The 15,156-nt window shown below is 68.4% G+C and carries 13 protein-coding genes; 3 read left to right on the top strand and 10 right to left on the bottom strand.

The features are described from left to right. From IEY86_RS10525 to IEY86_RS10510, 4 genes are all read right to left on the bottom strand, one after another. On the bottom strand, window positions 1-460 hold a 460-nt coding region (locus IEY86_RS10525), incomplete at its 3' end, for an ATP-binding cassette domain-containing protein (protein WP_189131295.1). 11 nt (window positions 461-471) lie between these two features. Then, entirely contained in the window at window positions 472-1,446 is a 975-nt protein-coding gene (locus IEY86_RS10520) for an ABC transporter permease (protein ID WP_189131294.1), read from the bottom strand. Then, a complete protein-coding gene (locus IEY86_RS10515; protein WP_189131293.1) occupies window positions 1,439-2,362 on the bottom strand; it encodes an ABC transporter permease in 924 nt (307 codons plus the stop codon). The genes IEY86_RS10520 and IEY86_RS10515 overlap by 8 nt, the downstream gene beginning before the upstream one ends. Window positions 2,363-2,446: 84 nt before the next feature. Continuing rightward, a complete protein-coding gene (locus IEY86_RS10510; protein WP_189131292.1) occupies window positions 2,447-4,090 on the bottom strand; it encodes a peptide ABC transporter substrate-binding protein in 1,644 nt (547 codons plus the stop codon). Window positions 4,091-4,299: 209 nt separating this feature from the next. Between IEY86_RS10510 and IEY86_RS10505 the strand changes: the two genes are divergently transcribed. Next, a complete protein-coding gene (locus IEY86_RS10505; RefSeq protein WP_189131291.1) occupies window positions 4,300-4,923 on the top strand; it encodes a hypothetical protein in 624 nt (207 codons plus the stop codon). Between the two features lie 12 nt (window positions 4,924-4,935). On the opposite strand, the gene IEY86_RS10500 is transcribed toward IEY86_RS10505, so the two are convergent. The 6 genes from IEY86_RS10500 to IEY86_RS10475 all read right to left on the bottom strand — a co-directional run bounded on the left by IEY86_RS10500 (window position 4,936) and on the right by IEY86_RS10475 (window position 13,787). Continuing rightward, window positions 4,936-6,102 carry an ABC transporter ATP-binding protein gene (locus tag IEY86_RS10500; RefSeq protein WP_189131290.1) on the bottom strand — a complete coding sequence of 389 codons (1,167 nt, stop codon included), beginning with the start codon at window positions 6,100-6,102 and terminating at the stop codon, window positions 4,936-4,938. A 23-nt stretch (window positions 6,103-6,125) separates the two neighbouring features. Beyond that, window positions 6,126-7,187, bottom strand: a complete 1,062-nt coding sequence (locus tag IEY86_RS10495) for an ABC transporter ATP-binding protein (RefSeq protein ID WP_189131289.1) — start codon at window positions 7,185-7,187, stop codon at window positions 6,126-6,128. An 11-nt stretch (window positions 7,188-7,198) separates the two neighbouring features. Continuing rightward, window positions 7,199-8,176: an ABC transporter permease gene (locus IEY86_RS10490; RefSeq protein ID WP_189131288.1), complete on the bottom strand. Its 978-nt coding sequence runs from the start codon at window positions 8,174-8,176 to the stop codon at window positions 7,199-7,201. A 123-nt stretch (window positions 8,177-8,299) separates the two neighbouring features. Next, window positions 8,300-10,099: an ABC transporter substrate-binding protein gene (locus IEY86_RS10485; RefSeq protein WP_189131287.1), complete on the bottom strand. Its 1,800-nt coding sequence runs from the start codon at window positions 10,097-10,099 to the stop codon at window positions 8,300-8,302. A gap of 108 nt (window positions 10,100-10,207) precedes the next feature. After that, on the bottom strand, window positions 10,208-11,239 hold the full coding sequence (locus IEY86_RS10480) for an ABC transporter permease (protein WP_229698300.1): 1,032 nt from the start codon (window positions 11,237-11,239) through the stop codon (window positions 10,208-10,210). 367 nt (window positions 11,240-11,606) lie between these two features. After that, a complete protein-coding gene (locus IEY86_RS10475) occupies window positions 11,607-13,787 on the bottom strand; it encodes a S9 family peptidase (RefSeq protein WP_189131286.1) in 2,181 nt (726 codons plus the stop codon). Between the two features lie 158 nt (window positions 13,788-13,945). On the opposite strand from IEY86_RS10475, the gene IEY86_RS10470 reads away from it, so the two are divergent. Then, on the top strand, window positions 13,946-14,140 hold the full coding sequence (locus IEY86_RS10470) for a hypothetical protein (protein ID WP_189131285.1): 195 nt from the start codon (window positions 13,946-13,948) through the stop codon (window positions 14,138-14,140). A gap of 105 nt (window positions 14,141-14,245) precedes the next feature. Continuing rightward, window positions 14,246-15,133, top strand: coding sequence for an N-acetyl-1-D-myo-inositol-2-amino-2-deoxy-alpha-D-glucopyranoside deacetylase (mshB, locus tag IEY86_RS10465; protein WP_189131284.1), 888 nt, complete (start codon window positions 14,246-14,248; stop codon window positions 15,131-15,133). Window positions 15,134-15,156: the final 23 nt, after the last annotated feature.

Here is a 15,156-nt window from a genome sequence, read left to right as displayed (position 1 = left end):
GCGGATAGTCCCCCACCCGCTCCCTCGCCGCCGGAATACGCACCCGGTCCATCAACTCGATCGCCCTGAGCTTCGCCTCCTTCCTCGACGCGCCCCGGTGGACGCGGAACATCTCACCGAGCTGGTAGCCCACATTGAGCACCGGGTTCAGCGACGACAGCGCGTCCTGGAAGATCATCGCCATCCTGGCGCCCCGGATCTCACGGCGCTCGTCCTCGGGGAGGGTCAGCAGGTCCCGCCCCTGGAAGACGACCTCGCCCTGGGTCACATAGCCGGGCGGGCTGTCGAGGATGCCCATGATCGCCTGGGCGGTCACCGACTTGCCGGAACCGGACTCGCCGAGCACGGCCAGGGTCTCACCGGCGCTGACGCTGTAGTCCACCCCGTTGACCGCCTTGGCCACGCCGTCGCGGGTGCGGAACTCCACATGCAGATCGCGCACGTCCAGCAGAGGGCTCATCGACGCACTCCTCAGCGCAGCTTGGGGTCGAGGGCGTCGCGCACCGCGTCGCCGAGCATGATGAACGCCAGAACGGTGATGCTCAGCGCGGCGGCGGGATAGAGCAGCATGTGCGGGGCGTTGCGGATCAGGGTGGAGGCGGCGGAGATGTCGATGCCCCAGGAGACGGTGGGGGGCTTGAGCCCGACGCCGAGGTAGGACAGCGTCGCCTCCAGGGCGATGAAGGTGCCCAGCGCGATCATGGAGACGACGATCACCGGGGCGATGGCGTTGGGCATCACATGGCGCACCAGCATCCGGGTGTTGCTCGCGCCCAGCGCGCGGGCCGCCTGCACATAGTCGTTCTGTTTCACGGTCAGCACGGCCCCTCGGGAGATGCGGGCGATCTGCGGCCAGCCGAGCAGGACGATGAAGCCGACGACGGGCCAGACCGAGCCGCCCTTGACCACCGACAGGAAGACCAGGCCGCCCAGCAGGATCGGGATGCCGAAGAAGATGTCCGTGATCCGGGAGAGGACGCCGTCCCACCAGCCGCCGAAGAACCCGGCGAGCCCGCCGAGGACGCTGCCGAGGACCGCCACACCGGCCGTGGCGCAGACGCCGACGGTCACCGAGGCACGGGCACCGTAGACGGTGCGGGTGTAGACGTCGCAGCCCTGGTTGTCGAAGCCGAACCAGTGGCCTTTCGTGGGGCCGTCCTGGGAGTGGATCAGATCGCAGGACAGGGGGTTGCCGGTGGCGATGGAGCCCGGCCAGATGGAGATGAAGACCAGGAAGAGGATCAGCAGGGAGGAGATGATGAAGATCGGATTGCGCCGCAGGTCCCGCCAGGCGTCGTTCCACAGGCTGCGCGGTTTCTCGCGGGGGTCCGTCGCCTCGGGGCTCGTCCCTTCCAGCGATGTGCCCTCGGTCATGGCCATGTCCATCGCCCCTCCCGGGCCGGTGTGGGACATGGGGTCCAGATTGGGGTTGACGGGGTCAGGCATAGCGGATCCTCGGGTCGAGCACGGCGTAGAGGAGGTCCACGAGGAGGTTGGCGATGAGGAAGACGATCACCAGGATCGTCACGAAGCCGACCACGGTGGGGGAGTTCTGCCGCAGGGTGCCCTGGTAGAGCTGGAAGCCGACGCCCTGGATGTTGAAGATCCGCTCGGTCACGATGGCGCCGCCCATCAGTGCCCCGACGTCCGCGCCCAGGAAGGTCACCACGGGGATGAGGGAGTTGCGCAGCAGATGCCGGGTGATGATGCGGCGGCGCGGCAGGCCCTTGGCGAGCGCGGTGCGGATGTAGTCGGCGCGGGCGTTCTCGGCTACGGAGGTGCGGGTCAGCCGGGTCACATAGGCCAGTGAGATGAGCGCGAGGACGATACCGGGCACGATCAGCTCGTTCAGCGGGGCCTCGGGGGAGACCGCGGGGTCGATCACCTTCCACTTCACACCCAGCAGGTACTGCAGCAAAGACCCGCTGACGAACGTCGGCACGGAGATCACGACGAGGGTGAGCACCAGCACGGAGGTGTCCACGCCGCCGCCGCGGCGCAGCCCGGAGACGACCCCGAGGAAGACGCCGACGAGCATCTCGATGACGATGGCCACGATGGTCAGCCGCAGTGTGATCGGGAAGGCCGTGCCCATCAGCTCGGTGACGCTCTGCCCGTTGAAGGCGGTGCCGAAGTCACCGGTGAAGATCTTCCCCATGTAGAGCAGGTACTGGGTCACCAGCGGCTTGTCGAGGTTGAGGTCCTTGCGGATCTGCGCCGCGGTCGCCGGGTCGGGTGCCCGGTCCCCGAAGAGCGCGGCCACCGGGTCGCCGAGCGCGTAGACCATCACGAAGATCAGAAAGGTGGTCCCGATGAACACCGGGATCATCTGGAGCAGTCGCCTGATGACGTAGCGCCCCATGAGGCCTCCTGCGCGGAACTGGTGGTGCGTGGTGGAGGGGGCGGCGGCCGGTGGCACAGGGCCGCCGGCCGCCGCCCGGGAGAGCTACTCGGACACCTCGATGCCGGTGTAGACGGGCACGCTGAACGGGTCGAGCGCGACGTTCGAGACGCTCTTCGAGTAGCCGGCGGTGCCGTTCTGGTACCACAGCGGGACCACGGGGAAGTCCTGGGCGAGGACCTTCTCGGCGTCCTGGAACGTCGACACCGACTTGGCCACGTCGGACTCGGCGTTGGCCTCGTTCACGAGCTTGTCGAAGTTCGGGTTGCTGTAGTGGGAGTCATTGGACGAGGCGTTGGTGTAGTAGAGCGGCTGGAGGAAGTCCTGGATCAGCGGGTAGTCCATCTGCCAGCCGGTCCTGAACATGCCGTTCATCTGCTTGGCGACGACCTGCTTGCGGAAGTCGGCGAAGGTGGAGACGGGGTTGACGACGCACGCCTTGTCGTTGCCCATGGCGTTGTTGATGCTGTTGCAGACCGCGTCCATCCATACGCGGTGCGAGCCCGTGTCGACGTTGGAGCTGATCGTCACCTTGCCGCCCGGCAGGCCGCCCGCCTCGTCGATGAGCTTCTTGGCCTGCTTGGGGTCGTACGTGCAGGGGGAGCCGCAGACGCCCTGCTTGTAGCCGCCCGCCTCCTTCAGCACCGGGGAGGTCCAGTCGCTGGCCGGGGTGCGGGTGTCCATGAAGATGCTCTTGGTGATCTGCGCCCGGTCGATCGCCATGGACAGGCCCTGGCGCAGCTTCAGCGCGTCCTTCGAGCCCCACTCGCTGCGGTACATGGGGAAGGACAGGCTCTGGAAGATACCGGCGGGCTGGTTGATGTAGCGGCTGCCGAGGTCGCTCTTGACGTTGGGCAGTTGCGAGGCGGGGATGTCGTCGAGGACGTCGAGGTTTCCGGCCTGCAGATCGGTGTAGGCGGTGTTGTTGTCGGTGTACACCTTCAGCTGCACACCGCCGTTCTTCGCCTTGTCCGGCCCGTTGTAGCCGTCCCACTTGACGAGCTTCATGCCCTGGCCCCTGGTGTAGCTGTCCACCTGGTAGGGGCCGTTGCCGACGGGCTTCTTCAGCCAGGCGGCGTGGTCGCTGTAGAACGCCTGGGGCAGGGGGTAGAAGGCGGCGTAGCCCAGGATCACCGGGAAGCCGGTGAACTTCTGCGTCAGCTTGACGGTGAAGGTGCTGTCGTCGACCACCTGCAGACCGGACATCGTCTGGGCCTTGGGCGAGCCCGAGTCCGGGTGGACCTCGGCGTAGCCGTCGATGTAGCTGAAGAACGGAGCGTTGATCTGCCGGTTCGTCAGCAGCGCGCCGTAGTTCCACGCGTCCACGAACGACTTGGAGTTCACCGGGGTGCCGTCGCTGAACTTCCATCCCGACTTGAGGGTGATCGTGAAGTTCTGCTGGTCGCTGGTGGTGATCGACTGGGCCACCAGGTTCTTGGCCTCGGCCGTCCTGGGGTCGTACTGCTTGAGCCCTCGGAAGATCATATTGAGGACCTTGCCGCCCTGGACCTCATTGGTGTTGGCCGGTTCCAGCGGGTTCTGCGGATCGGTCCACGAGGAGCTGACGATGCCCGAGGGGTTGGGGGCGCCGCCCCCGCTGGTGCTGCCGCCGCCACCGCCGCAGGAGATGAGGGACAGCGCTAGGGCCGTGGCACCGACGACCCGGGTGACGCGCGGGGATGCGCGCATGGGGGTTCCTCCTCGGAGGCAGGCGGACCGGTACAGGACGCCCACCATGCACCCGCCCGCGCCGGAACCGGGAAACGGCCCTGGCCCGTACGGGTGGTTGTGGAGGTTTTCCACTCGTGCGGCCCACACCCCGTCAGCCGGTCGGGGGAGCGGGCGTACCGGCCGCCACTGTCTTCACCCGGGGCCTTGGGCACCCGTACTGTACGGAGGTGGCGATAACGCATACGGATTCGGATCCGATACGGGTGCCCCAGGCACAGCGCGGGAAGTACGCCCTGTCCGGCATCGGCGCGCTCCTGCTGTCCGTCGCCTGCTTCGGCTGGGCGGTCTACAGCGCGCAGGACATCGGCGTGGGCGACTACGTCGTCGCCGTCTTCGACGGCAGCAAGGCGGCCACCCGCTCGTACGTGGATGTCTACCACCTGGCGCAGGGTGTGGCGCTGGCGGTGTCCGGCGGCCTGGCCCTGGCCGGGCGGCGGGTGGCGAGGGGTGCGCTGGTGGCCCTTCTGTCGATACTGGTCTACGACTCGGTCCGGCAGCTGATCGCCCTGCACGACGACTCGTACCGCGAGTTCTTCCTCCACGGCCAGCGCGGGAACATGCAGATCCTCACGGACGCGGCCACGGTCGTGGTCGGCCTGGTGGTCGTCGTGGTGATGCTGAGCGCGTCGGGCGCCGCTCCCCGCGGCTACTACCCGGGGCCCGCCCAGGGCGGCTGGCAGCAGCCGCCTTCCCCGCAGCCGTACGGGCCGCCCGGCGGCTATCCGCAGAACCCGCCGCAGCCCGGCGACTACGGATACCCCCAGCCGCCGAGCCGTCCTCCGGGCTACTGACGCGGTGACGGACTACCGATCGACCTTGCCCACCGGGCCGGCGCTCCCGGCGCCGGTCCCCTTCTCCGCCGCCAGCAGCGCCGGGTCGAGGATCACGTCCTCCTCCCGTGCCGCGGTCGTCGGCTCCTCGGGGAAGTGGCACGCCGTCAGGTGCCCCTCGCGGTTGCCGCCGAGCCGGATCAGCGGCGGCTCCTCCTTGGCGCACCTGTCCTGCGCCTTCCAGCACCGGGTGCGGAAACGGCAGCCGGACGGAGGGTTGATGGGGGAGGGGACATCGCCCGCGAGCCGGATGCGCTCACGGCCCTCGCCGTCCCGCGCCGCCGTCACGGTCGCCTCGGGCACGGCGGAGAGCAGCGCATGGGTGTACGGGTGGCGCGGCCGGTTGTAGATCGAGTCCCGGTCGCCCACCTCGACGATCTTGCCGAGGTACATCACGGCCACGCGCTGGGAGAAGTGGCGCACCACCGCGAGGTCGTGGGCGATGAACAGGAAGGCGATGCCCAGTTCGCGCTGGAGGTTCTGGAGCAGGTTCACCACCTGCGCCTGGATGGAGACGTCGAGCGCGGAGACCGGCTCGTCCGCGACGATCAGCTTCGGCTCCAGCGCCAGCGCGCGGGCGACGCCGATGCGCTGGCGCTGGCCGCCGGAGAACTCGTGCGGGAAGCGGTTGTAGTGCTCGGGATTGAGGCCCACGGTCTCCAGCAGCTCGCGGACGCGCATCTCCCGCCCGCCGGGCGGGTTCATCCCGTTGATCTCCATGGGCCCGCCGATGATGCTGCCGACGGTCTGGCGCGGGTTGAGCGAGGAGTACGGGTCCTGGAAGATCATCTGGATCTCGGACCTGATGGGCGCGAGCTGCTTGCGCCCGGCGTGCGTGATGTCCTGCCCGTTGTAGGTGATCCTGCCCCCGGTGGGCTCCAGCAGCCGGGTCAGAAGACGGCCGGTGGTGGACTTGCCGCATCCGGACTCGCCGACCAGGCCGAAGCTCTCGCCCTCGTGCACGGCCAGGTCGATGCCGTCGACCGCCTGCACCGCCCCGACCCGCCGTTTGACGGGGAAGCCGCCGTAGATCGGGAAGTGCTTGGTCAGCCCCTCCACTTCCAGCAGAGCGGTGCCGGGCACGGCGTCGCGGAGCGGTGTGCCGGCGTCCGCGGTGGCGGTGGTGGTGTCGTTGCTCATCTTCGTTCGCCCCAGACGCCCGTTCAGCCCAGTGCGGGCTGAATGTCCTCGATGAAAATGCTCTGCTTGCGCTCCGCCGTCAGATGGCAGGCGCCTCCGCGGCCCTCGGGCAGCACCGGCCGCTCACTGGAGCAGCGGTCCCCTCCGACCTCCCCGGTGTAGGCGCAGCGCGGGTGGAACGGGCAGCCGGGCGGCGGGTTGAGCAGGCTCGGCGGGGTGCCCGGGATGGGCTTGAGCGGCTGCTCCACATCGCCCGACAGCCGGGGCATGGACCCGAGCAGGCCCCAGGTGTAGGGGTGCCGGGGGGACTGGAGGACTTCCTTGACGGAGCCGCGCTCGACCGCGCGGCCCGCGTACATCACCAGGATGTCGTCCGCGGTGTTGGCCACCACGCCCAGGTCGTGGGTGATCAGGATGATCGCTGAACCGAACTCCTGCTGGAGGTCCTTGAGCAGGTCGAGGATCTGCGCCTGGACGGTCACGTCCAGCGCGGTGGTCGGCTCGTCGGCGATCAGCAGGGACGGGTTGCAGACCAGGGACATCGCGATCATGGCGCGCTGGCGCATACCGCCGGAGAACTGGTGCGGGTAGTCGTCCACGCGGGTCTGCGGCTGGGGGATGCCCACCTTGCCGAGCATCTCGACGGCCCGCAGCCGGCCCTCGCGCTTGCTCGCGCCGGTGTGCTTCACGAACGGCTCGGCGATCTGGCGGCCCACCGTGTAGTACGGCGACAGGGCCGTCAGGGGGTCCTGGAAGATCATGGCCATCTTGTTTCCGCGCAGGCGCTCCAGGGTCTTCTCCCTCGCCCCGGTCAGCTCCTGCCCGTCGAGGAGGATCTCCCCGCTGATCGTCGTGGACTTGGGGTTGTGCAGGCCCAGCACGGCGAGGTTGGTCACGGACTTGCCGGAGCCGGACTCGCCGACGATGCCGAGTGTCCTGCCGCGCTCGAGGTCGAAGGAGAGCCCGTCCACCGCCTTGACGATGCCGTCCTCGGTGGAGAACCGCACATACAGGTCCCGCACCGAGAGGAAGGGGTCCGCCCCGGTCGGCGCCGGGGAGTCCTCGGTCTTGGTGAGTGTGGTCACTGGTGGTTCTCCTAGGACAGGCGCACACGCGGGTCGATCCACGCGTACGCGGCATCCACGATGATGTTGAACAGAAGGATCATGAAGGCGCTGAAGAGCATCACGCCCATGATCATGGGCAGGTCGGTCTTGATGACCGACTCGACCGCGAGCCTGCCGATGCCCGCGAGGCTGAAGGTCTGCTCGGTGATGATCGCGCCGCCGAACAGGGACCCCAGGTCCATGCCGAAGATGGTCACGATCGGGATCAGCGAGCCGCGCCAGGCGTACCGGAAGAACACATAGCGGCTGGACATGCCCTTGGCCTTGGCGGTGCGGACATGCTCCTCCTGGAGCTGCTCGATCATCGTCGACCGCGACATACGGGTGTAGTTGGCGGTGAAGATGACCGACAGGACGATCCAGGGGATGAGCAGGCCCACGAACCACTGGCCGGGGTTCTCGGTGAAGGGCACGTACTTCGGCGACGACAGGATGTCCGTGCTGTACACGAGCAGGCCGAGCACGATGGGACCCAGGAAGTAGATCTGCATCGAGCTGAGCACGAGCGAGACGGAGCTGAACGTCTTGTCCACGGCGGTGCCGCGCTTCCAGGCGGCCAGCATGCCGGTGCCGAGACCGACGAGGAGGAAGACGAACGCGCCGCCGACGGTGAGCGAGAGCGTGGTCGGGAAGCGGTCGACGATGGTGTTCCACACCGGCTGGTTGTTCGCGAACGAGTAGCCGAAGCAGGGGGCCGAGCAGTGGCCGACGGCGAAGTCGCGGCCCGCGAAGATGCCCACCATGAAATTCCAGTACTGGACCGGAACGGGTTTGTCGAGGCCCAGGTTCTGGTGAATGATCTTGATGGCGTCAGGTGTGCAGTTCTTCCCGCAGGCGAGCAGTGCCGGGTCCTGCGGAATGGAGAAGAAGAGGAAGAACGTGAACGCGCTGATCAGGATCAGGATGACGACGGCGCCGATCGACCGGCGAAGAAGGAATTGAAGCATGGCAGTTCGCTGCTCTCGTCGGCGGCTGCTGTGGGAGAAGAAGGCGAGGGGCGGAACCCCGGAGCGCGCGCTCCGCCGTGCGCGCGACCCCGGGAGTTCGCCCAGGGCGTGGTGCCGCTGCGCTTACTTCTTGACGAACAGGCGCGTCGGGTCGATGTAGTTGATGGTGTCGCTGTACTGGGCGCCACCGATCTTCGAGCCGTAGATCTGGAACTGCTTGGTGAAGAACAGCGGGGCGGCCGGGTTGACCTTCTCCACGATGTAGTGGTGGAGCTTGCTCCACTGCTTCGTGGCCTGCTTGATGTCCGTGATCCGGCCGATGCGCTTGATCTCGGCGTTCACGTGCTCGTCGTTGATGTGGGAGTAGTTCGACGCGCCGTCCTGGATCTGGGTGCCGTCGTAGGACGGCGGGATCACCGTGGAGGCGGAGGGCCAGTCCTGGCCCCAGCCGGTGCGGTAGATGTCCAGGCCGTTCTTGACCTTGCCCATCTGGGAGTACCAGGTGGCGGAGTCGATCTCCTTCTTCTGCACGTTGAAGCCGGCCTTCTTCAGGGCGTCGGCGATGACCACGGCTTCCTTCTGCCCCACCTCGGTGTTGGCGTAGCCGTAGACCAGCTTCATGTTCTCCTTGCCGGCGGCCTTCAGCAGTTCCTTGGCCTTGGCCAGGTCGCCGTTCGGCTTCTTGATCTTGCCGTACGGGTCGTAGCCCTTCTCGTAGCCGGGCACGGTCGGGGCCAGCAGACCGCCGGCGATCTCACCGCCGTAGCTGCCGCCGTTGAGGCGCACCAGTTGGACGTCCGGGATCGCGTAGGTGATCGCGTCACGGATCCGCTTGTCGGTGATGCGGTCCATGTTGAAGTTCATCTGCCACACATAGGGCTGGTAGCCGATGACCGTCCGCTTCTTGGCGGCCGCGTTGGACAACACGTCCTTGGTCTGCAGCGGGTCGACCGCGTTGGTGAAGCTCAGGGCGGTCTGCGCCTCGCCGTTGTCGGCGATCAGACGCTTGGTCGAGTCCGAGGTCTGGTGGTTGAACGTGATGTCGAAGCCGTCGACGTACTGGTGGCGGAACGGGTCGGTCTTCGGGTCCCAGCCGGGGTTCTTCTCCAGCGTCATGGACTTGCCGGCCTTGAACGAGGCGATCCGGTACGGGCCGGTGGACACCGGCTTGGTGTCGTACTTCTCCTTGGTGTCCTTGGCCTTCTCGACCACGCCGTAGGCGGCCATCGCCAGCGCGAACGGCGCGTCCGGCTGCGGCGAGGTGAAGTGGAAGACGACGGTCTTGGCGTCCGGGGTGTCCAGGACGGTCTTCGGCAGGTGCTTGCCCTTGTACGGGCCGTCCGGCAGCGCCTTGCGGTACTCGGTGCCGGCTCCGGACAGCCACTGCTGCACATACGTCGGGCCGTCGGTGATGAACTTGGCGTACATCCGCTCGATGGAGTGGCGGATGTCGGCCGAGGTGATGGGCTTGCCGTCCTCGAACTTGATGCCGTCCTTGAGCGTGAACTTCCAGGTCTTGCCGCCGTCGGAGACGGTGCCCGAGTCGGTCGCCAGGTCCCCGACGAGGGTCTTCCTGCCCTTGTCGTCGGTCTTGTACGTGGTCAGCTGACGCGTGTAGAGCGTGGCGAGCAGGCCCTCGTCGCTGACGTAGATCTGCGCCGGGTCGAGGTGGTCGAAGTTGTCACGCTGGTAGACCCGGATGCGTCCGCCCGGGGTCGCTCCGGGGACCTCGACCGCCGGACCCGTCGACGCGGCCTGGTCGCCGAGGGGGATCTGCGCCTGCTGCTGAGCGGCGTCCTTGTCCGACTTGGTCTTCTCCTTGGAGCCGCCGTTGCTGTCTCCCCCGCACGCGGTCAGGACCAGGGACCCGGCCGCGATGGCGATGACTATGGCGTGCGTTCTGCGCATATTGGGGCGGTTCATGACGTTGAATGCACCTGCCTGTCCGTTTGTGATCCACATTGCGCTGCCGATACACAACCGGCGGTCGTGGCCGGGCGAGGGCGTGGCAGCCACCCTCGAACTGGACGATCAGCGTCCGGCTTTGGGGTCGAAGGCGTCGCGCAGCGAGTCTCCGAGGAGGTTGAAGCAGACGACGAAGATCACCATCGCGACACCCGGGAAGAACATGTAGGTGGGGTCGTTCTCGTAGACCTTGCCCGCCAGGGCGAACATCCGGCCCCAGTCGGGGGTCGGCTCCAGGAGGCCGACACCGAGGAAGGACAGTCCGGCCTCCGCGGTGACCGCTGCGGGGAGCATGTAGGTGGACTGCACCAGGATCGGTGTGACCAGGTTGGGCAGAAGTTCCTTGCGGATGATCCGCCACGGTGGCGCCCCGGAGACCTTGGCGGCCTCGATGAACTCGCGCTCGCGCAGGGACAGCGTCTCGCCGCGCATCAGCCGGGCCAGACCCATCCAGCCGAGGAACCACAGCACGAGGAACAGCGCCAGCACCCGCACGTACGTGGGTGTCTCGTCCTCGGGGCTGACGAACAGCGCGACCACGACGGGCATGAACGCCACGAAGAACAGCGTGCTCGGGAAGGCCAGTAGGAAGTCGATCAGGCGGCCGAGCCAGTAGTCCGTCTTGCCACCCATGTAGCCGGCCGTCACCCCGACGAGGATGCCGGTGACGACGGTCGCCGCCGTCACGGCCAGGCCGATCAGCAGGGAGTTGCGGATGCCGTAGACGAGTTGGATGAAGATGTCGCGGCCCAGGCCCGGCTCGATGCCGAACCAGTGCTCACCGGACATGCCGCCGAACTTGCCCGTGGGGAACGAGAAGTCGTCCAGCAGGTCCAGGCTCTCCTGCCCGTACAGGGTGTAGGGGTCCTTGCCGTAGAGCCAGGAGATGACCGGCGCCAGCAGGCCCACCACGAAGAACATCAGAACGACGACGGCGCTGACCATGCCGGTGCGGTCGCGTTTGAAGCGGCGCCACATCAGCTGGCCGGGTGAACGGCCCACCAGTTCACTGCCTTGTCCGCCCTTGTTCAGGACGGGCTCCGTATCCGGCTCGGTGTCCAGCGTTCGGACAGAGGCGGGCTGAGGAGACACAGTCATCGCAGAGATCACCGCACATGGATTCGCAGCCTCGGGTGGAGCTGCAGGTTGTGCGGACTCTCGCAACCCATTTATCGCGGCGTCAAGGGGGTGGTGAGGGAGGAAATCGCCAACCGTCGCATCTTGAGCGAAGATTTTGCAGATCGACGTGGCGGCGTGCTTGACAGTGATCAAAATCACGGCGCAAATCGCCCAGGTGGGCACCAATCTCTTTAACGTGTCCGCAACTCGACTGTCGCATCACCGATATACGAACGGCGCAGGCTCATCAACGCACGGTCGTGCGGGTGCCGTGGAACCGGCCGGTGCGCAAGGGCGCGCACCGGCCACCCACTTTCTCCAGTCCTTTTTCGGACCGTTCCGATCGTTATCGGCCAGTGGTCCGCTCGCGGCCGGAGGGCAGGCCCAGCGAGCGCCGCAAAAAGGCGACCTGAAGGAGGAGAAGGTTCTCCGCCACCTGCTCCTGAGGGGTCATATGGGTCACCCCGGACAGCGGCAGGACCTCGTGCGGGCGTCCGTCCGCCAGCAGTGCCGAGGACAGCCGCAGGGTGTGCGCGGCCACCACGTTGTCGTCCGCGAGGCCGTGGATCACCATCAGCGCCCGGACCGTGCTCGCGGCGCCGGACAGCCCCTCGTCGGTGACGAGCGAGTTGGCCGCGTACACCTCGGGCCGCTTGTCGGGGTGGCCCAGGTAGCGCTCGGTGTAATGGGTGTCGTACAGCCTCCAGTCCGTCACCGGGGCGCCGGAGACGGCCGCATGGAAGACATCGGGGCGGCGCAGCACCGCCAGGGCCGCCAAGTAGCCGCCGTAGGACCAGCCGCGGATCGCCACCCGCTCCAGATCCAGCGGGAACTCCTTGGCCAGCGCGTGCAGGGCCTCCACCTGGTCGTCGAGGGTGACCCCCGCGAAGTCGCCCGCGATCGCCTTCTCCCACGCCGGCGAGTGGCCGGGGGTGCCCCGCCCGTCCGCGACGACCACGGCGAACCCCTGGTCGGCGAACCACTGCGACGTGAGATGGGCGTTCTGCGCCGCCACCACGCGCTGCCCGTGGGGGCCGCCGTAGGGGTCCATCAGCACCGGCAGGGCCCCGTCGGCTTCGCGGTACCCGGTCGGCAGCAGAACGGCGGACGGGATACCGCGCTCACCGGCGAGAACGAGCCGGGGGCGGGCGGTGATCACCGGTTTGTCGGCGTGCGACTGCACGCCGGCCAGGCGCTCGCCGCCGTCGAGCCGGACCACCTCGACCAGGCTGCCGGGGCGGTCGAGCCGCGTCGAGGAGAGCACGGCGATCCCTCCGCCGCGCACCGCCGAGGCCACCCCCGCGTCGTCGCCGCAGACCCGCTCCCAGCTCAGGGCCTTCGGTCCGCCCCGGAACCACGCCCGGTACACCCCGATCCGGCCCGGCTCGGCGTGGCGGCCGGGGGAGGCCGAGAACAGCACGTCGTCGTCGCCCACGTCGAGCACGGCGCGAACGTGCAGCGAGTCGTTTGTAAGAACCTTGTCCCCGACGGCGAGGACGCGGGCTCCGCCCTCGTCGCAGATGCGCACCAGCTGTCCGTCCGGCGTCCACGCGGGGACGCCGGGGAACAGGTCGAGCCAGACCGGGTCCTCCTCGGCGTGCACGGGGAGGGTCGCCCCGGTCGCGGTGTCCACGGAGAGGATGAGCTGGCTTTGCTGGTCACGGGCTTGGACGAGCAGGAGGGGCGGTCCGCCCGCGCTCCAGTGCGCCCGCGCCAGGTACGGATAGCGGCCGCGGTCCCACTCGACCGGGGTGCGGGAGCCGTCGAGGCCGATCAGGGCGAGGGTGACCTCGGCGTTCGCGGTCCCGGCGGCGGGGTAGGACGTCTCGGCGGGTGTGCTGTCCGGGTTGGCCGGGTCGGCGATCCACCAGCGCCGGACGGGGGAGTCGTCCACGTGTGCGGCGAGCAGCCGGTCGCTGCCGGGGGACCACCAGAATCCCCGGCTGCGGTCCATCTCCTCGGCGGCGATGAACTCCGCCAGGCCCCAGCCGGCCTGCTCGCCCTCGGGCTCGGCCACGGCGGTGTCGCCGCTGCCATCGGCCCCCACCACCCGCAGCGCGCCGGCCGCGACATAGGCCACGTACCGGCCGTCGGGGGAGGGGCGGGGGTCCACCACGGAGCCCGGAACGGGCAGCTCGCTGGTGGTCCCGGCCCGCAGCTCGGCGGTGAACAGCCGCCCGGACAGCGCGAACGCGGCCAGCTCCACGGACGCGTCGGTCGCGTAGGCCACCACCCCGGCCGATCCCTCGCGGCTGCGCTCGCGCCGCGCCCGCTCCTGCGCGGACAGCTCCTCCGCCGCGCCGCCGAGCAGTTCCCGGGCGTCCGCCGCGAGCCGCTCCTCGGTCTTCCCGGCCCCGTCCGCGGCGAGGTCGAGAACCCACAGCAGGTTGGCCCGGTCGGTCCCGGACCTGGAGCGCAGGAAGGCCACACGGGTGCCGTCCGGCGAGACGGTGAAGGCGCGCGGCGCGCCCAGGGTGAAGCGCTGCGTCCGCGCGAGCTGGCGGGGAAACGAGATCTCCGAGGTCATGCGCCGAGCCTACGCAGACCAGAACGAAAGGGTGTGCGCCCCCGCGTGCATCCATGCACCGGCATATGCATTCTCATGACCCGTGATCCCCAACTTACGATCTGGGTATGACCCGCAGGACGACCGTCCGGACCCAAGAACCCTGGAGGTGAACCGCCGTGGCACTTTCGATCTCGGTGGCGGTGCTGCTGCTGATCATCGTCTTCATGCTCGTGAAGAAGAGCGGGCTCAAGGGGGGTCACGCGGTCGTCTGCGTCCTGCTGGGCTTCTACCTCGCCAGCTCCACACTGGCGCCGACGATCAAGAACTTCAACGACAACGTGGTGCAGATGATCGGGGACCTCAAGCTCTGACGGAGCGGCCCGGCCGGGATCGGGCGCGGCGGGGGCGTGACCTGGGCGGGCGGTCCGCCCCGGTGGGTCGCGCCCACGTAGTCTCGCCCACGTAATCTTGGGCGCATGACCGAACTGCCCGCCAGACGTCTTCTGCTTGTGCACGCCCACCCCGACGACGAGTCCATCGGCAACGGCGCCACCATGGCCAAGTACGCCGCCGAGGGCGCGGGAGTCACCCTGGTGACGTGCACTCTCGGCGAGGAGGGCGAAGTCATCCCGCCCGAGCTCGCCCACATCGGCCCCGACCGCGACGACACCCTCGGGCAGCACCGCGTCGGCGAACTCGCCGACGCCATGCGGGAGCTCGGCGTCACCGACCACCGCTTCCTCGGCGGCCCCGGACGCTTCCGCGACTCCGGGATGATGGGTGTGGAGCAGAACGAGCGCCCCGGCTGCCTGTGGCAGACCCCGGTGGACGAGGCGGCGCCCTACCTTGTGGAGATTCTGCGAGAGGTTCGTCCGCAGGTTGTGGTCACGTACGACCCCAACGGCGGCTACGGCCACCCCGACCACATCCGGGCCCACCAGATCGCCATGCGCGGGGTGGAGCTCGCGGCCGACGTGGAGTACCGCCACGACCTCGGCGGCGCCCACGAAGTGGCCAAGGTCTACTGGAACTGCATGCCGCGCTCCTTCATCGAGGAGGGCTTCGAGCGGCTGCGCCAGGCCGGCAAGGAGATCCCCTTCCCCGGTATCGCCTCCGCCGACGACGTCCCCGGAGTCGTCCCCGACAGCGAGGTGACCGCGGCCGTCGACGGGGCGGACTACGCCGAGCACAAGGCGGCGGCGATGCGGGCGCATGTCACGCAGATCGCCGTCGACGGCCCGTTCTTCGCGCTCTCCAACGACCTCGGACAGCCGCTTCCCGCGCTCGAGTTCTACAAACTGGTGCGTGGGAAACGCGGGTCCGAGGCGCTCGAGGACGACCTGTTCGCCGGGCTCGGGGTGTGAGCCGGACCATGGCTGGAAACGCG

The organism is Wenjunlia tyrosinilytica (assembly GCF_014646055.1).
GTDB classification, from domain to species: Bacteria; Actinomycetota; Actinomycetes; order Streptomycetales; family Streptomycetaceae; genus Wenjunlia; species Wenjunlia tyrosinilytica.
Note: the sequence above shows the minus strand (reverse complement) of the source record. Positions and strands in the feature narration are given on the sequence as shown.